Source organism: Streptomyces sp. NPDC090445 (genome assembly GCF_044769385.1).
In the GTDB taxonomy this organism is placed as follows: domain Bacteria; phylum Actinomycetota; class Actinomycetes; order Streptomycetales; family Streptomycetaceae; genus Streptomyces.
Genome location: NZ_JBIVXV010000045.1, coordinates 1 through 17,747, shown reverse-complemented (window position 1 = coordinate 17,747; position 17,747 = coordinate 1). Strand labels below are relative to the sequence as shown.

Here is a 17,747-nt window from a genome sequence, read left to right as displayed (position 1 = left end):
CTCACCGCCCTGCGGTATTTCCCCGCTGCGCGACAATGGGGCGGGGCTTCGTCAGCTCCTGCCGCGGCGGGGATACAGGCAGCGGCCCCGAACATCATCAAGCCTCGCCCGGGGCCCGGGGCCCGGGCCCCGGGGCGTGAGTGCGTTGCGCGCGTCTTGAGCGGCCCACGTACTTCCAGCGCCGTGGGACGGTCCGACCCTCATCGAGCAAACGACACGCTCGGCAGGGAACCCGCACGAGGTCAAGCTCCCCTGCACGCACTCCGGCCTGCGCCCCCTGGCGCAGACGGAATCCATGCGCCGGGCGTCGCAAGGGGCGGGGGCATCCAAGGCGTCGCAGGAAACCCGTGGGAGTGGACGTCGAGGACGTTGAGGCCTACTTCTCCGCCCAGCTGTCCGGTGGGTCCCCGCTGGCCCATTCCACCGTACGCGGCCAGCAGAGCGACCTGCACCTTTTCTGTCGTGGTCCGGGTCCCGACCGGTTTCGGGGCTGAACTCTTCCCACGCTGCGTCAGTCGTGAGGTGCGGCGAGGCCGGTGAGCGCCGCGGCGATCTGGTCGAGGCGGGTTGGGTCGAGGGAGTAGAGGACGTAGTAGCCGTCGCGTCGGGTCGTGGTCAGTCCCGCCTGGGTCATCTGCTGCAGATGGCGGGAGATCACGGATTGCGACAGGCCGAGGAGGGTGGCGAGTTCCTGGGTGCTGCGGCTCTGCGTGGCGAGGAAGGTCGCGATCTGCAGGCGTGGTGCGGCCGCCAGGGCCCTCAGTGCGGAAAGGAGTTCCTCCTGGCTCGCGGGGCGTGGGGCGGAGGCGGGGGCGAGGGGCAGTGCCGGGTAAGTGATCCGGAGGGGCCAGGGGTCGTCGCACGTGACGCGGACGTGGGGCCACACGTAGTGGCTGGCCGTGAAGGTCACCGGGCGGGCCGGGGTGACGGCGATGTCGTGGTCGTGCGGGCGGTCCAGGCGCAGCGTCCGTAGTGCCGGGTCGATGCGGATCTGCGGTACCAGGGTGCGGAGCATGGGCAAGACGCCGTGGTGGGCGATCCGCTGTCCCGCATGGGCGATCGCCTGATACAGGGTGGGTTCGACGCGCTGCCATTCCTCGGCGAAGGCGGCGCGCCAGTAATCCTCGAGCACGGTGAGCGCACCCTCCAGGACCGGCAGGGGGTCGGTGAGGACGTCACCCAGTCGTGCGGCGCGACCGCGGTCGGTCTGCTGCAGCTCGGCGAGGGCGGCAGCCCGGGTGCCGGTGTCCTCGACCAGGTCGTGACCGTCGTAGCGGGTGGTGTCGACGAGGGTCTGGGCGAGCTGGGCCGCCAGCTGCTCGGTCGGCAGCGCGCGCACTGCCGCGAGCTGGTCGCCGAAGTCCTGGCCATGATCGTCCGCCAGGCATTCGAAGAAGGCCGGGATGTAGTCGGCCACCACGAAGCCGTACCTCCGCATCTGCCCGCGCAGCGCCGCGGGGAGCCGGCGGCAGCGCCGTACCCAGGGCACGTGCAGGGCGTGGTGTCCGGGGTCGGTGAGCACGTGCCAGGAATGGACCGCTTCGAGCAGAGGGGAGACGGAGAACGCGAGATCCTCAGCAGCTGTCTCGGTAAAGCGCATCGTGATCACGATTGCATGATTTCACAATCAGTTGATCGAATCTCGCCGGGTCGTTCAGGCTCCTGGAAGCAACCCCTGGAGCTCCCATGGACACCGCATTCACACGTCGCGAGCCGAAAGCCGACCTCCCGTATGAGCAGCCACAAGGCGCTGTGGCAGGCCGTGCTCGACACGGACGGCAGCGCGTCCGTCATCCACAAGCATGCCGCCGCGCACACCGTTGCCGAACGTCAAGCACTGCCTTTCCCCTGGTCCCGAGCGGTGGTGAAGACGCTCGCCTTCACCACCTCCGACATCCCGCTCCTGCTGGTGGCCCCACGGGCGAACGACCGCGTCGATGCCGTCCGGCTCACCCGTGCCCTCGTCACCAGCCGTCCGCAGCTGCGAGCCGCCGGCACCGACCTGCTCGGCGAGGAGGCCTGGCCCCCGGAGGCATCCCGCCGATCAGCCACCGCCCCGACGTGCCGTGGCTGATCGACACGGCGGTCACCGAATCCGACCAGCCGCTCCACTGCGGTGCCGGATCCGCCGACCGCACCCTCCACGTACACCCCGCGGTCCTGGCCCGACCACCCCGCGCCCACGTCACACCCCTGCACCGATGGCCCGCCCCAATCCGTACAGCCCAATGCGGCGACCCCACCGCACAGCAACAGCAACGTGCCGCACCGGCACCGCGCACGAAGCAAGGAAGCAACCGTCCCATGGTGTCCTCCTCCAACCTTCTGGCGTTCGCCGCGATGTCGCTCGTCGTGATCGCCATCCCAGGACCAAGCGTCCTGTTCGTGATCGGCCGCGCCCTCGCCCACGGCCGCCGAACCGCCCTCGCCACCGTCCTGGGCAACCTCCTGGGGTGCTACGCCCTCGTGCTGGCCGTGGCCCTCGGCCTGGGAGCACTCGTCCAGAGCTCGGCCACCACCCTCACCGCAGTGAAACTCGCCGGCGCGGCCTACCTCGTCTACCTCGGCGTACAGGCTCTCCGCCACCGCGACCGCCTGCACGCGGACATGACCGTCACAGCAGACGGGAAACGCAGCGACCTGCGCACCGTCCTGGACGGACTCCTCGTCGGTGTCACCAACCCGAAAGGCCTCGTCTTCTTCGCCGCGGTCCTGCCACAGTTCGTGGACCACGACGCCGGCCGCATCCCACTCCAGATGATGATCCTGGGCCTCGTCCCGGCCGTCATCGGCCTGCTCTGCGACACCCTGTGGGGCCTGGGCGCCACCGCTGCCCGCACCTGGTTCACCGGCTCGGACCGCCGCCTCTCGACGGTCGGCGGCGCGGGCGGAGTCGCGCTGATCGGCCTGGGCATCACCGTCGCCGCCGCCACCCGCCCCTGACTCCCTCGGCCACGCTGCGCCGCCGCGGAGCGCTGTCCGTCGTCATGCTCTGTTCGATTCCAAGCGAGGTGATGGGTAGCCGCCAGTGCGACTTCGACCCGGGCCAGCAGCTGATCAGCGTCGTGCGCAAAGGTTCCCGGCCGTGGCAGCAGGTGCCTGCCTCGGAGGACGCGTTCGTGTGGCTTCGGCTGCACCAGCTGGAACGACACGGGCTGGTGTCGGCCGGCCGGCACCAACCCGTGTGCGGTTCAAGCTATGGGCAGGCGGAGGCCGAGGTCTGCCGCGTCGAGGTCGCTGTACGCCAAATCTTGGAGCGCGCTCCATGGCAACCGAGCGCCGGGCGTCGTGCCCCGCGCGCTGAGCAACCGATCGGCCCTGGCTCTCCGGCTGTGCGCCCGCCCGGCTTCACGCGTCGGAAGCGCATCGACGACAGGATGGGCTTCCACGCAGGGCATGGAGCCGAGGGGGAACCGGCGAACGGGGCGGCCAACCGCGGGAACGGCTCGGCGAACGTCCGACGCGGACGGTCCGCGTCCCACAGATGAAACGCCGGACCACGACCGGATCACGCAGCCTCGCTCAGCGAGCAGAGATCCTTCAACCTGCGGTGCCGGCTGCAGTCGAGTGCCCCCGCTCGCCAACGTTCGGGCGTGTGTGCGGCGCGGCGGCGGTTGCCACGGACCGGCAGCGGGAGACGATGGGGCCGGGAGGTGCCTTTCATGGGCGAGTACGTCGAAGCAAACGGGACCTCGATCTGGACCGAAAGCCGTGGCCAAGGGCCCGACGTCCTGCTGATCGCAGGTCTGAGCGATCCCTCCGAGGCGTGGCAGGCGCAGCTCGAGGGGCTGTCGGACCGGTACCGGGTCATCGCCTTCGACAACCGGGGGTCCGGACGGACGCCGCTGCCCGAGGGGGCCATGTCCGTGGCGATGATGGCCGACGACGCCGCCGGACTGCTTCGGGTGCTCGGAGTCGACGAGGCACACGTCGCCGGCTACTCCGGTGGCAGCGCGATCGCACAGGAGTTGGCGCTCCGTCACCCGGCTGTCGTCCGCAGCCTCGTTCTGGTGAGCACCTGGGCACAGGCCGATGCCTACTTCACCACCATGACCCGCTTCTGGCGCTGGCTGGCGACGCAAGCGCCCGGTGCGCGGGCCATGCTGGAGGCGTTCTTCCTGTGGATCTACACTCCGCGCGCCCACGCCGACGGCACCGTGCAGCGGATCATCGAAGAAACGCTCGCCTTCCCGTACCCGCAGTCCGCGGAAGCCTTCCAGCGCCAACTCGAGCCGTTCATGCAGCACGACACGCTCGACCGGCTGCCGGGCATCACCGCACCGACACTCGTCCTGGCCGGCGAACGGGACATCGCGACGCCGCCGCGGCTCGGGCAGGTGGTGGCAGATGCCATTCCGGACGCTCGCTTTGAGATCATGGCGGGGGAGGCCCACCAGCCGTTCCAGGAATCCCCGGACGTGTTCAACGCACGACTCCACTCCTTCTGGCGCCATGTCGACGGGGCCGCCCCGCCGCCCTGATCCTCGGATCGTCCCCCGACCCAACAAAGGCGACTCTGCTCACCCGCAGCTACAGGCCGGCTCAAGCGGGCCGGTCGTGACGCGGCGCTTGCTTTCTAGGGCGTTCACTGCCTCCGGCGCCATTGCCGTTCACGACGCCCACCGGGGCGGTGAACGCCGTACCGCGGTCCTCGTGGCCGGGCTCCTCGTCTCGGCACTGCTGGCCGTCGACGCGGCTGCCGGCTCGGTCCGCTGGCCGCGAGCGTTCCTGTGGCTCGGCCTCGGCCTGCTGCTCTTCGCCGTCCTGCTGCCGCCCCTGATACGGGTATCGCCAGGTGTCCTGGCCAGCCGCACGATGTTCGTCCAGCACGTGGTGCGCACCGATGAACCGGCGGGCGTTGGCGTCGAAGACGATGCGGTCGGCGCGTAGCTCGGTGGTGCGTGAGACGCGGGAGATCAGCGATACCAGGATGATGCCGGCGATGAAGAAGGCTGAGATGACGATGCCGTCGGGCTTGTCGATGATGTTGGCGACCAGCGCGTAGAGCAGGACCGTGGTGAGCACGGCGAAGCCGACGGTGGCCGATCGCCGGCGGTGGCGGGCCGCCGAGACGGTGACGGCGAACGCTCCGGAGACCATCATGGCCAGGATGCCGGTGGCGTAGGCGCCGGCCTGCTCGTCGACGTCGGCGTTGAACACGATCGTGATCAGGATGCACACGACGGTGTAGACGATCACGACCGGGCGGACGGCGCGTCCCCACTCAGGGGCCATTCCGTAGTCGGGCAGGTAGCGGGGCACGATGTTGACCAGGCCCGCCATGGCGGAGGCGCCGGCGAACCACAGGATCAGGATGGTGCTGATGTCGTAGACGGTGCCGAAGCCTTCTCCGACGTGCTCGTGGGCCAGCCATGCCAGGGCGCGGCCGTTGGCGGCGCCGCCGGGTTCGAACTCCTCGTGCGGGATGAGGAGGGTGGTGACGAAGCTCGCGCTCAGCAGGTAGACGCTCATGATGAGCGCGGCAGTGGTCAGCAGTCTGCGGGTGTTGCGGATCCGGGAACGCAGCCGCTGCTCGGCATCGGCGCCTTCGGCGGCGAGGAGCGGCATCATGCTCACACCGGTCTCGAACCCGGACAGGCCCAATACCAGCAGCGGAAAGGCCAGCAGCGCCGGTCCCATCACGTCGCCGAAGCCGCCTCCGCCTTCGACGACGGCATGCGTCCACGCCGACCAGGCCCCAGGTGTGGTGAACACATCGACCAGACTGACGCCGATGACGACCGCATTGAGCGCGAGGAAGACGGCGACCAGCGGGATGGCCACGCTGACCGCTTCGCTGAAGCCCAGCAGGAACACCCCGCCGAGCACCAGCAGCAGTGCGATGGTGAGGGCGACCTCGTGCCCGTGCAGGACTGCCGGGAAGAAGGGGTTCTCGACCACGTGGACGGAAGCGTCGGCGGTGGAGAGGGTGATGGTGATGATCCACGAGGTGGCGACGAAGCCGAGCAGGACCAGCACGAACAGCTTGCCCCGCCAGAACGGCAGCAGGTCCTCCAGCATCGCCACCGACCCGGCGCCGTGCGGGCTTTCCTGCGCCACCCGCCGGTACATGGGGAGCATGCCCAGCAGGGTCAGCGCCACGATCAGCAGCGTCGCCAGCGGCGAGACCGCCCCTGCGGCGAGGGCGGCGATCGCAGGCACGTAGGCCAGGCTGGAGAAATAGTCCACTCCGGTCAGGCACATCACCTTCCACCAGGCGTGCGGCTCGGCATGCCCCTCGTCCGCAGCAGGCCCCACCGGCTGAACCTGGTGCCGCAGCATCCACCGTGCCAGCCCGCCGGACGGTTCGGCCCGCGAGGCAGGGCTGTCCACCACCTCCGGCATCCCCGACCGGCCCGCGTCCCTCATAGCCCCCACCAAACCTTTTCCCGGCCTGTCGAGCCCCTGCGTCAAGCCCACCAGCCGGGCCTGGGAGAAGCATCGAGCATGCGGCTGCCGCCGGACCGGTCCCGCACCGCGCAGTCCCTTCAGGACACGCCGTTCGTGTGGCGACTGGCGGCGCCGCAAAAGCCCCTCGCCCGATCCTGGGGCGGGAGCGGTGGGCCCGCAGGCCCCGCGCCGCTCCGGCCCGGTCACGGCCTTCCCCTTTCGCACCCCGTCATCGAACACTTGCACGCCCTCGTCGACGATGCCGCAGCCCAGGCCAGGGCCATCCTCCGCACCGGGACGCCGCTCCAAGGTGCACGGGACGAGGACGCCGACAGACTGGCCTCCCGAATCCCGAGCACCTGCATCTCGGAAGTCACCGGCGGCCTTGGCCTCGGCATCGCAGATCTCCGAGACCGAATCACCGCAGTACGCACCTCGCAGCAGCGGAGACCGGCCGACCCGGCGGATCCTTGCGCGCACTGCCGACGTCCGGAGCCGCTTCCGCCCCTGCTGCTGGTCGGGCTTCGAGAAACCACGGAAAGCGCTGGTCTCCCGAAGACGGGGCCTTCGTGCCGGCGCACGTGGTCAGGGCCGGGCTGGGCGACCGGCTCATCGAGTGCAGCCCGGTCCGCCCTGGGACAATCATCCGGTAGGACGCCCCGCGGAACGGGCGCCGTCTTCGTTGAGCAGGGGAAAGGACGGGGGCGACGCCCGTGGAACCGAACATTGACTACAAGGCGTTGTTCGTGGCGACGCCCAGTCCGTATCTGGTGCTGGATCCAGGTCTGGTGATCGTCGACGTCAACGAGGCATACCTGCAGGCCACCGGCCGGAGCCGACAGGACCTGGTCGGTCTGTACGTGTTCGACGCCTTCCCTGACAATCCGGCGGACGCGCACGCAGACGGCGTGCGGAACCTGAACGCCTCGCTGCACCGTGTCCTGCAGTCGAGGCAGCCGGACACGATGGCGGTGCAGAAGTACGACATCCCGGTGCCGTCCCGGGCCTGGACGTTCGAGGAGCGGTGGTGGTCGCCGATCAACACCCCCGTTCTCGGGCCTGACGGACAGGTGGCATGGATCATCCACCGGGTGGAGGACGTAACCGAGTTCGTCCGCTCCCGCCCGCCCGGCCACGCAGGAGGACCCCTGGGCCGCCGGGAGGTGATCGAGGCCGAGCTGTACGCGCGGGCCCGGGAGCTGCAGAGACTGAACGAGGAGCTGCGGCAGGCACACGCCCGGGAACGCCAGGTCGCCGTCACCCTGCAGGAAGCCATGCTGCACTCGCCCGACCTGGACCGGCACCCCGATATCGCGGTGCGCTACGTGCCGGCGGTCGGATCGCTGAACGTGTGTGGCGACTGGTACGACGTCGTCGATCTGCCCGACGGCGCATTCGCCGTCGCCGTCGGAGACGTCGTGGGCCACGGCCTGGAAGCCGCCACCGTCATGGGCATGCTCCGCAGCGCGCTGAGCGCCGCCGTCAGAGCCCTGCCCGAACCGGCCAGGTCGTTGGAGGTGCTCGGCCTGTACTCCCGCTCCGTGGAAGGGGCGCTCGCCACCACCGCCGTCCAGGCCGTCGTCGACACCAGCCGCCACCAGATCGCCTACAGCAGTGCCGGCCACCCGCCGCCCGTCCTGCTGCACCCCGACGGCACCTGCGACCTGCTGGACCAGGCCACCGACCCTCCCCTGGGCGCGCGCCCCGACCACGTCCCGCGCCCGCAAGCCGCCGTACCTTACGCACCGGGCGACTACCTGGTGCTGTATACGGACGGCCTCATCGAACGCCGCGACCGGGACATCGATGTCGGCCTGCAGCAGCTCACCGACGCCCTCGCCCGCCATGCCAGCCTGAACCCCGAACGCCTCGCGGACGCCGTCCTGGCCCGACTCGGCGTCGCCGGCGGCGCCCGCGACGACATCGCACTGATCGCCGTCCGCCTCTGACAGCACGCGACAGCGGGATCACTCCTCCGCGTTGCGGGCCCAGCCACACAGCGCGGTCGGTGAATCGATCGCGCACACCAGCGACTCTGTTCCGCCGGTCAGTCCAGGGGCAGCAACGCGACCGGGGCGGGGCTGCGGTGGATCGCCCCGTGCGCGACGTGACCGGTGTGCTGCTCTGGAGGTCCTCTGGCGCGCGCGTGTTCGCGGAGGAAGGAGCGAAGTGCGGCAGGGTCTTGGCCCGGTTATCCGAGCCGGTCCGCTCCTTGAAGGTCTCGGCCGTGACATGGGCGACCTCCGGGGCGTGGACCAAGCCCTGAGGGCAACGCCGCCGGAGTGGACGGGGAAGCTGTGATGGGCGAAGGAGTTGCGGGTCATCGCCGTCGTGCGGGTGACTGTGCACCGCTCCAGGAGCAGGGCGACCACGGAGATCGCGAAGTGGTCCTCCGGCCAGGACCGCCGCATACCCCGAGTTCGGCGAGGGGCTCGCGCACGGCCGGGAGGCCGGCTGGCAGTATGGCCCTGCGAGCCTGATATCCGGAACCCGTGATCATGCCGGCGCCCACCCGGTACGGATCCGTCTGGCGGCAGCCGGCGCGGCGGCGGTCACCGTCGGCTTGGGGCTTGGGGCTTGGGGCTTGGGGCTTGGGGCTTGGGGCTGGGGCTGGGGCTCAGGGCCTTGGCGACCGGGACCGTGGCCAAGTACGGCGGCGACGCGCTCTACACCGTCCTGCTGCTCACCCTGGTCGTCGTGCTCCGTACCGCAGTGTTGGCGCTCACGCCGTACGCCATCGCCCCTGGCACCGCCACCAGCACCGACACATGTGCACCGATCGCCCCCGTGCGCCAGCCGGCCCCTCTGTCCCCGCGGTTGCGACCGGGTGGCGCCCGATCAGGCGGCTTCGGCCGAGGCCGCGGGCCGGATCCGAAGACGGCCCTCCAAGAGGGGCGAGCCGGGCAGTCGGGCCCGCCGACCCCCCATCCCCGGCGCGCACGTACCCTCTCCTGTTATGACGTACCTCGAACGAGTGAGGAAGGCCACCTCCTGGGTGGGATGGGCGGGTGGCGCCCCGGCCCCGTGGCACCTTGCTGCTCTCGACGAGGCCTACGCGCTGATGGACGAGGGCCGGTTCGAGGATGCCGAGGCACGGGCACGAGTCCTCGTCGCGGCCCGGCGGAGCCGGAGGGGACGGGACCGCCGACCGGGCACCGTCTGGTACGCCACCTACGTCGCCGCCCTTGCGGCTCGCGCACACGGACGTCAAGAGCCGTCGGTCTTGACCGAATTCGAGGCGCTGATCGCAGAGGCCGAGCAGACGTACGACCTCCACCGTGCCCTGTTGCTGCCCGCTCGCCTGAACCGCGCTTTCGTGCTCATCGACGCGGAACGGCCCGCCGAAGCGGAGGCGGAAGCCCGAGACGTCCTGAGCGCCCTGGCGCGGCGGGCGCACCGCGCCGGGGACCAGCAGCTCGAACTGAACGCGCTGATCTGCCTCGGGCACGCCCTGTGCGCGCAGGACTGCTACGAGGAGTCGGAGGCGATCGCCCGCGCAGCCCTGCCGCGTGCCGACGACGACGCCGTACGCGCCCTCCGGATCCTGTTGGTCCGCAGCCTGTCAGGTCAGGGGCGGCACGAGGAGGCGCTGGCCGAGTCGGGGGAGGCCCTTCCCGAACCGCCGCACGCCGCCGGGAAACTGGAGCTCCACAGGGCCACCGCCCTGCACGCCCTCGGCCGCAGTGGCGAGGCCCAGGCGGAAGCCGGCCGGGCTCTGGCGGCCTGCGAGCGCTACCTGCACCCGACCCACCCCCGCATCGCCGCGGTCCGGACGCTACTGTCCCGCATCACCCCGCCCTGACCCTACGGGCTGCCTCGTCCCACCCGGGTGGAGTGCCTCAGCGGCGGAAGACGCGACGGACCACCGGCCGGTTTCCTCCTCAGGAGCGGGGCAGGTACGGCAGAGTCGCCGGAGGCGCTACCTGCCGCGGTTCTGCGCTACGAGTCACCAGGGCCTGCTCCTGTTCGCGGGCCGCCAGGGTTCTGGACGGATCGGGTCGACCGCGGCGGCTGTCTCAGGGGAGAGTTGGAACGTCGAGAGCGGGGAGCGAACCACCCGGTGCGGCGCCACCGCGGTCACCTGGGTGTAGGAGAGTTGCTACGACTGACGTGGCAAGCATGATTCTTGGACACCGCCCCCGAGATCTACCTCGCCGGGCTCCATCTCAGCGCCTCCATGATCTGGATCAAAGACCTCACCCGGACCACCGGTGATCACAATCCACTACAGGCCCGAGCCGAAGGAGAACCGTGAAGCTGTCGTTCGAGAAGCCCACGGCATACGATCTGGGGCCTGATGCCGACCTCGGCATGCGGCTGGCGGAGCTGTTGGGACCGGACGCCGACTGGCGTGCCAACGGCCACGCCGCCTACCGGGAGTCGGCCCTCGGCAACGTCACGTGGACACCGGTCACCGGGGCCACCTTCGACGCGGCCGTCGTGGGAATCGGCAACGGGCGTGCCGTGGTCGTCGTCGCCACGGACGAGGACTGAGGCGGCAAGGTACTCAGGGCTGACCAGCCTTGCTCAGGTAGAGGCCCTAACAGAAGCGCCGTTGATCATATGACTTTCGGTTCGGGTAGCCGTTGGTCCGGCCGTGGGGAAACGTCAGCCGCGGTCGTGCATCGTGTCGGATGAACTGTGGTCGCTGATCGAGCCGTTGCTGCCTGAGCCGGCACCGAAGCAGGTGGAGGTTCGACCGCGGGTGCCAGACCGGCAAGCCCCGTGCGGGATCCTGTTCATCTTGCCCACTGGCACCCAGTGGGAGCACGTGCCGCAGGAGCTCGGCGTCGGTTCTGGAATGACCTGCTGGCGGCGTTTGGCCGCCTGGAACGAAGCCGGTGTGTGGGTCCAACTGCACCTGGCGCTGCTGAAGAGGCTGCGGGTCGCGAAGAAGCCGGACCGGTCGCGGGCGGTGATCGACTCCTCCCACGTCCGGGCCGCTCGGCGGGGCCCAAAGTGGGCCCAGCCCGGTCGGCCGGCCCCGCAGACGACCCGACACACTCCTGGCCGACCGCGGCTACGACCACGACACGTACCGCCGCCTGGTCTGGGCGACGGGAGTCGAACCCGTGGTCGCCCGCCGTGGCGTACCGCGCGGCTCCGGCCTCGGCGTCTACCGGTCGTGGAACGGACCATCGCCCGGCTCCACGGCTTCCGTCGGCGGCTGCGGGCGTGGGGCGTACGTACCGCGTGGGGCGTACGGACCTTCCACGGGACCCAGGAGGTCCGGCGCCGATGCGGGCCGCAACTCCCTTTCATGGTCCGCCCGAGGGGTGCAGCAACCGGCACCCTTTTCCAGCCTGGTCCGCGCCCCGTACGCGGACGTCATGCTTGTCCCTTGTCGACGGGTCCGGGCCCAGTGGCGACGGCCTCGACCGGCGACAAGTGGTTCCCCGGCCTGGAAATGGCAAAGGCAAAGAGGTTTCCCACTCCTTGCCACTCTCAACATATAGCGCACCGGGGGCCTTGCGGCAAGACCCTGGTCGTGCTGCAGAATCTCCGACCGACGCCGGAACCTGCCGAAAACCAGGGATCCGCGGAGTGCGGGCCATTTAGGCACGCAGCGTCGCCGAATGGGGGATTCATGTTTGATGTGATCATTGCCGGTGGTGGACCGACCGGCTTGATGCTGGCCGCCGAATTGCGACTGCACGGCGTGCGTGTGGTCGTACTGGAGAGGGACACGGAGCCGACCGGGGTGGTCCGTGCGCTCGGCCTGCATGCGCGCAGCGTCGAGGTACTGGATCAGCGCGGTCTGCTGGAGCGGTTCCTGCCGCTGGGGCAGCAGTTCGCGGTCGGGGGTTTCTTCGCCGGCATCGACAGGCCGTGGCCCGCCGATCTGGATACCGCGCACTCGTACGTCCTCGCCATCCAGCAGCCCGTCACCGACCGGCTGCTGACCGAGCGCGCCGTCGAGCTCGGCGTCGAGATCCGGCGCGGCCGAGCCCTGGTCGGGCTGAGCCAGGACGAGGAAGGGGTGACCGCGGAGCTGGCCGACGGCAGCCGGCTGCGCTCGCGCTACCTCGTCGGTTGCGACGGCGGCCGCAGTACCGTGCGCAAGTTGCTCGGTGTCGGTTTTCCCGGCGAGCCGGCCAGGTTCGAGACGCTGCTGGGCGAGATGAGGGTGGCCATACCGCAGGAGACGCTGATGGTCTCGGTGGCCGAGGTCCGCAAGACCCAGGTGCGGTTCGGCGCCGTGCCCCTCGGCGAGGGGGTGTACCGCCTGGTCGTGCCTGCCGAGGGGGTGTCGGAGGGCCGTACGGTCCCGCCGACCCTGGAGGAGTTCAGGCAGCAACTGCGGGTGGTCGCCGGCACCGACTTCGGTGTGCACTCGCCGCGCTGGCTCTCCCGCTTCGGCGATGCGACCCGGCAGGCCGAGCGCTACCGGGTGGGCCGGGTGCTGCTGGCGGGCGACGCGGCGCACGTGCACCCACCGGCCGGTGGCCAGGGGCTCAACCTGGGCCTCCAGGACGCCTTCAACCTGGGCTGGAAGCTGGCCGCGGAGGTCGGCGGCTGGGCGCCGGCGGGGCTGCTGGACAGTTACCAGGCGGAACGGCACCCGGTGGCCGCCGACGTACTGGCCAACACCCGCGCGCAGATGGAGCTGATGTCCACCGAGCCGGGCCCGCAGGCCGTGCGCCGGCTGCTGGCGGAACTGATGGCCTTCGAGGAGGTGAACCGGCACCTGATCGAGAAGATCACCGCGATCGGGGTCCGCTACGACTTCGGCGAAGGACACGAGCTGCTCGGCCGGCGGCTGCGGGACTTCACCCTGAAGCGGGGGCGCCTCTACGAGCTGATGCACGGCGGCCGCGGGCTGCTGCTCGACCAGACCGGCCGGCTGTCGGTGGCGGGCTGGGAGGACCGGGTTGACCACGTGGTCGACGCCAGCGAGGAACTGCAGGTGCCTGCCGTACTGTTGCGGCCCGACGGCCACGTGGCGTGGGTCGGCGAGGACCAGCAGGACCTGCTCGCCCGGCTGCCCACGTGGTTCGGGTGTGCACTGCATTGACCATTTGGCGTTGCAGCGCCGAGCCGCCGCCCGCGCCCGCGGCGCCGCCGGCCTCGCCGCCCGGTGGCCGGCCTTCTTCGTTGCGTTCGACCGCGGACGGCCTCACCCCGCCCTCCCCCGTGCGGCGGAGGCGCTCCTCCTTCGGGCCGACGCCTCGTCCACGTCCCGGCTCGTAGCGTCGAGGCCATGCAATCCGAACCCGGGAAAACTCTCCTCCGCTGGGCATACGCGGCCGTCGCCTGGTTGGTGGTGAGCTTCGTGTGGCACGTGCAGATGGGCGTCATGTACGAGGACACGATGGGTCCCGACGACGGCACTCCGGTGTGGCTCTTCCTCTCCTACGACGCCCTCATTGTCCTCATGTCGGTCGTCGGCGTGGTGTGCGTGCTGGCCACGGTCAAACCGTGGGGCCGACGTGCGCCGTCCTGGCTGGTTCGCGCGCCCTTGTGGATCGGCTGCGCGGTACTGACGGTGCGGGGCGTGCCCGGCCTCGTCGAGAACATCACCACGGCGACGGGACTCACTCCGCACGGCCTGCTCGGGATGGAGAAGGAGGCCGTTGACACGGGGTCATGGGATTTCTGGAAGACCATGGTGATCAACGGCTACTTCTTCCTCGGCGCGGTGCTCCTCGTGCCGGCCACCGTGCTGTCCCGCCGGAGTCGACGCACGGCAAAGGCGACGCGAACGGTGGATCCGGCGCGGCTGCCTGCCGGGGGATCGCTACCCGCGACGACAATTCGCCCGGCAGCTGCCTCGCCGGCCTCCACCTCCGGGCCACAACGATCTGGATCGACGACCTCCTGAAGGCCGCCGAATGATCACGACATCACACAGGACCTAACCGAGTGCCGGAGGGTGCTCGGCTGGACGGCGTCCCCAGGCCGAGATCAGCGGCGCGAGTGTCAGGTCGAGTCTTCCCGCGTGGACGGCGACCAGGTGCGCGTCGATCTCGGCGTCGTCGGCCAGGCCGGCCGCGAGCAGCTCGCCGCGCACGTGCCGGATGGTCGCCGCCTCCAGCCGGTCGCAGGCCAGCCCGCCGACCGGGAAAGAGCCCGCCGCGGCGACATCTGCCAAGCCGGCCTCACGCAATGCCCGCGGCAGTGTCCGGCCGTAGCGCAGGTCCGCGCCGCGGCGCGTCAGCAGCTCCCGGACCGCGTCGCGCAGCCGGTTGGCCCGCCGCTGCGCAGGGCCGCTGTCGTCCAGGCATGCCAGTGGCTGCAGAGCGGTGTCGGCGTCCTCGACGAGCAGCCAGCCGCCGGGCCGTAGCGCCGCCGCCATCGTGGCCAACGCGCGAGCCCGGTCGGGTACATGGACCAGTACGAGCCGGGCGTGCACCAGGTCGAACGTCCCCGGTTCCGGGGGCGGATCAGAGGCGATGTCGTGCTGGCGTACCTCGTACCCGTCCCCTGCCTTCAGCCACGACGGGTCGATGTCCGTGGCCAGCACGTGCCCGGTGGGACCGACGGCCGCGGCGAGCGCCTCCGGGATACTGGGGCCACCGGCCCCCACTTCCCAGCAGCGCGAGCCGGCCCTGACCCCCAGTCGTTCGAAGTGGCCGCGCGTCACACCGTCGAACAGCTCGGCCAGCCAAACGAATCGCTCGCCCGCCTCGGCGCGCGCGTTGTCCAGCAGGTACCCGCGGGCGGGAGGAGACCCTCCACCGAGCGCGGTAGTCCCGCCTGTCGGATCCGGTCGGCCGCCGACATGCGGCGGGCGGGGCGAGGAGGTCATGACTACATGGTCAACCTTCCCGGGCCACCAGCGCCACGATGTATTTGCCGAACTTCCCGTCGACATCGGAGTTGACCACGATCACCTGGGTCACGCCGTCCTGCGAGAGCCGGACGACGATGGTCTCGTAGCCGGGCAGCTCGCCGTTGTGGCCTATCCATCCGTTGATGGAGGCGATGCCCAGAGCGGTCTATCGACCGGACCCTGGCACGGGCCCGGCTGACTGACATCGAACACACGACGCTCGGGGAACACGTGCGCGCGAAGCACGAGGGCGGATGTCGGCCGGAGCCGCCTCGGCCATGGAAGACGGCCTCCCGTGGTCGGCCGTGGTGGGGAGGGTACGCGTGACGCTCAGGCACGAGGACGCGGCGAACGAGCGGAGGTGGGAGCCTGCGGGCCGAGAAGCGCGGCCGGGAGACCGGAGATCGGGAGATGAGGCGGTGCCGCCTCGAAGTCAGGCCCTGCGGGCGCAGGACGCGAGGCGATCGGCGAGCGCGGTGACGAGGGTGCGTAGTTCCTCGGGGCGCTCGATGACGAACGGCCGGTCGAGGGAGGCGAGTACCGGAGGCAGCCAGTCGAGCCGCTCTGCCCGCAGCTCGACGCGCAGCCAGCGTTCGCCGGGCCGGGCCTCGCCCGTCATGGGCTCGTACTCCTCCATGCGCGCGACGCTGGCGGGAAGGTGGGCGCGGATCTGTTCGGCCGTCGCGTTGATCCGCAAGGTCACCTCGTGCCGGTACGGGGCCGTCGCGAACCCCGACAGTACGCGCCGCGCCGGATCGGTGTCGGCGGGCGCCTCGAAGGTGCCGGGCAGGGTCCGTGCGTCCGTGATGCGGTCGAGCCGGAAGGTCCGGTCCTCGTCGATCCGGGCGTCCTTACCCGTGACGTACCAGCGGCCCGCGTGGGCGACGACCCCGTACGCGTGCAGTGTGCGTTCGCTGCGCCGTCCGTCGCGGTCGGTGTAGCGGATCGAGACCGGTCGGCCGTGACGCACCGCGTCGGCGATGGTGAGCAGGACCTCGGAGTCCGGGATGTCGACGTCGTCGGGCTGGTCGGTGAAGGCGAGGGCGTCCAGGAGCGTGTCGAGTCGACGGGCGGTGCGCTTGGGCAGCACCCGTCGGATCTTGGCCGAAGCCGTCTCGCTCGCCGTGTGCTCCGTCCTCGGCAGCCCTGCTCGGCGGCCGACGACGAGGCCGAGGAGCACGGCCAGCGCCTCGTCGTCGCTGAGCATGAGCGGAGGAAGGCGGTAGCCGGGGGCGAGCCGGTACCCGCCGTAGCGGCCGCGCACCGATTCCACGGGCACGTCCAGGTCGATCAGCTGTTCCACGTACCGGCGCACGGTGCGCCCCTCGACGCCGAGCCGGTCGGCGAGTTCGGCCACCGTCCGGGTGCCGCCCGACTGCAGCAGCTCCAGGAGAGTCAGTACGCGGGCGGTCGGTCGGGGCATGCCTGCAGACTAGCCCGGATACAGGACCGATTCTGTCCACTATTTCTACTAGCCTGCGACGCGTACGCCTCCGCTTCCACTTCCGCCTCTGGCAGGCCAAGGAGATTCCCGTGGACTTCGTCTCGATCCGCATCATCACCGGCGACGTGGCGCGCCTCGTCGCGTTCTACGAGCGGGCCACAGGGGCTCGGGCGACATGGGCCACCGAGGACTTCGCCGAGCTCAGGACCGGGGGCGCCACCCTCGCGATCGCCGGCACCTGCACCGTCCCGCTGTTCGCCCCGGGCTGCGCCCGCGCGGCGGACAACCACAGTGTGATCACCGAGTTCCTCGTCGATGACGTGGACCGCGTCCACCGGAACCTGACCGGCTTCGTCACGGACTTCGTCAACGGGCCCACCACGATGCCCTGGGGCAACCGGTCGCTGCTGTTGCGTGACCCCGACGGCAACCTCGTCAACTTCTTCACCCCCGTCACCCCGGCCGCCATCGAGAAGTTCGCACGCCCGGGCCGGGAACGGTCGCTCACCCGGGAATCCTGAAGTCCCCGGGTCCCCGGGCCCCTGGTGAAACGCGACGGGCGCGGGGCACGGGGCACGGCCACGAGTCCGACACCGGCCCGAGCCCGCCCCACCCCCCCTGGAGCGTGAGCCAGGCCTTCGTGGCGCGGCCCCGCCGCGTCAGGAGTTCTTTGTCTTGGAGGAGTCGTCCTCCAAGGCGCGCGTAGCCGGTATCGGCCCATGCCTCGGTCACGCTCGGGTGGGCGTTCACGATCCGTGAGAGCACCTGGATGCCTCCGGCGTTGCCGGAGACGCTCGCGGCTGTGACCAGCCCGGTCAGGAGGAAGCCGCGGGGGAGCCGTTTCATCTCGTGCACGATGAGGGCGACCCTCGCGGCGGGCATGGTGGCGGCCTTCATCTCGGCTGCTCCCACACGCGGATGCTGATGCGTTCCTGGAACAGGCGGTGCACCCCTGAGGCTTCCATCGAGGCGATCTGCGACGGGATCTCCTGCGTTCGAGTCGAGACACGGGCGTAGCCGAGGCGGCCTCCACGGGAGTAGAGGCCGGGCCTTCCCCCGTGAAGGTGGGCACGCGGGGATTGATCACGCGGCGAGCGTGAGTTTAACGCTGTGGTGTCGGCGTTCGTATTCGTCGGGGCT

At 70.5% G+C, this 17,747-nt stretch carries 13 protein-coding genes and 2 pseudogenes; 11 read left to right on the top strand and 4 right to left on the bottom strand.

The genetic code is table 11. From position 1 onward, the window contains the following. Positions 1-511 precede the first annotated feature (511 nt). Positions 512-1,600: a DUF5937 family protein gene (locus ACIQUT_RS38280; protein WP_403570146.1), complete on the bottom strand. Its 1,089-nt coding sequence runs from the start codon at positions 1,598-1,600 to the stop codon at positions 512-514. 132 nt (positions 1,601-1,732) lie between these two features. On the opposite strand from ACIQUT_RS38280, the gene ACIQUT_RS38275 reads away from it, so the two are divergent. From ACIQUT_RS38275 to ACIQUT_RS38260, 4 genes and pseudogenes are all read left to right on the top strand, one after another. After that, a complete protein-coding gene (locus ACIQUT_RS38275; RefSeq protein WP_403570103.1) occupies positions 1,733-2,074 on the top strand; it encodes a hypothetical protein in 342 nt (113 codons plus the stop codon). Next, a pseudogene (locus tag ACIQUT_RS38270) lies at positions 2,062-2,106 on the top strand (hypothetical protein); the annotation flags it as partial. The gene ACIQUT_RS38275 and the pseudogene ACIQUT_RS38270, both read left to right, overlap by 13 nt. A gap of 198 nt (positions 2,107-2,304) precedes the next feature. Next, positions 2,305-2,943 (top strand): LysE family translocator, encoded by a 639-nt coding sequence (locus tag ACIQUT_RS38265; RefSeq protein ID WP_403570144.1) that lies wholly within the window; start codon positions 2,305-2,307, stop codon positions 2,941-2,943. Between the two features lie 719 nt (positions 2,944-3,662). Next, entirely contained in the window at positions 3,663-4,481 is an 819-nt protein-coding gene (locus ACIQUT_RS38260; protein WP_403570101.1) for an alpha/beta fold hydrolase, read from the top strand. Positions 4,482-4,542: 61 nt separating this feature from the next. Here ACIQUT_RS38260 and ACIQUT_RS38255 read toward each other — a convergent pair whose 3' ends face one another. Beyond that, positions 4,543-6,345 (bottom strand): amino acid transporter, encoded by a 1,803-nt coding sequence (locus tag ACIQUT_RS38255; RefSeq protein WP_403570142.1) that lies wholly within the window; start codon positions 6,343-6,345, stop codon positions 4,543-4,545. A gap of 758 nt (positions 6,346-7,103) precedes the next feature. Here ACIQUT_RS38255 and ACIQUT_RS38250 point away from each other — a divergent pair. The 6 genes and pseudogenes from ACIQUT_RS38250 to ACIQUT_RS38225 all read left to right on the top strand — a co-directional run bounded on the left by ACIQUT_RS38250 (position 7,104) and on the right by ACIQUT_RS38225 (position 14,212). Beyond that, complete coding sequence (locus tag ACIQUT_RS38250) at positions 7,104-8,339, top strand: PP2C family protein-serine/threonine phosphatase (protein WP_403570100.1); 1,236 nt, start codon at positions 7,104-7,106, stop codon at positions 8,337-8,339. 1,007 nt (positions 8,340-9,346) lie between these two features. Further along, positions 9,347-10,192, top strand: a complete 846-nt coding sequence (locus tag ACIQUT_RS38245) for a hypothetical protein (RefSeq protein ID WP_403570098.1) — start codon at positions 9,347-9,349, stop codon at positions 10,190-10,192. 449 nt (positions 10,193-10,641) lie between these two features. After that, the gene (locus ACIQUT_RS38240) at positions 10,642-10,884 is read left to right on the top strand and encodes a hypothetical protein (protein ID WP_403570097.1); all 243 of its coding nucleotides are present in this window, start codon (positions 10,642-10,644) and stop codon (positions 10,882-10,884) included. Between the two features lie 103 nt (positions 10,885-10,987). Then, positions 10,988-11,191, top strand: a pseudogene (locus tag ACIQUT_RS38235) (transposase); the annotation flags it as partial. A gap of 786 nt (positions 11,192-11,977) precedes the next feature. Beyond that, a complete protein-coding gene (gene rox, locus ACIQUT_RS38230; RefSeq protein ID WP_403570140.1) occupies positions 11,978-13,405 on the top strand; it encodes a rifampin monooxygenase in 1,428 nt (475 codons plus the stop codon). A gap of 186 nt (positions 13,406-13,591) precedes the next feature. Continuing rightward, positions 13,592-14,212, top strand: coding sequence for a hypothetical protein (locus tag ACIQUT_RS38225; RefSeq protein ID WP_403570154.1), 621 nt, complete (start codon positions 13,592-13,594; stop codon positions 14,210-14,212). 33 nt (positions 14,213-14,245) lie between these two features. Here the strand turns inward: ACIQUT_RS38225 and ACIQUT_RS38220 are convergent, their stop codons facing one another. Continuing rightward, positions 14,246-15,139 carry a methyltransferase domain-containing protein gene (locus tag ACIQUT_RS38220; RefSeq protein ID WP_403570095.1) on the bottom strand — a complete coding sequence of 298 codons (894 nt, stop codon included), beginning with the start codon at positions 15,137-15,139 and terminating at the stop codon, positions 14,246-14,248. A gap of 457 nt (positions 15,140-15,596) precedes the next feature. After that, positions 15,597-16,586: a helix-turn-helix transcriptional regulator gene (locus ACIQUT_RS38215; protein WP_403570093.1), complete on the bottom strand. Its 990-nt coding sequence runs from the start codon at positions 16,584-16,586 to the stop codon at positions 15,597-15,599. Positions 16,587-16,696: 110 nt separating this feature from the next. Between ACIQUT_RS38215 and ACIQUT_RS38210 the strand changes: the two genes are divergently transcribed. After that, positions 16,697-17,128 (top strand): VOC family protein, encoded by a 432-nt coding sequence (locus tag ACIQUT_RS38210; RefSeq protein ID WP_403570091.1) that lies wholly within the window; start codon positions 16,697-16,699, stop codon positions 17,126-17,128. Positions 17,129-17,747 lie beyond the last annotated feature (619 nt).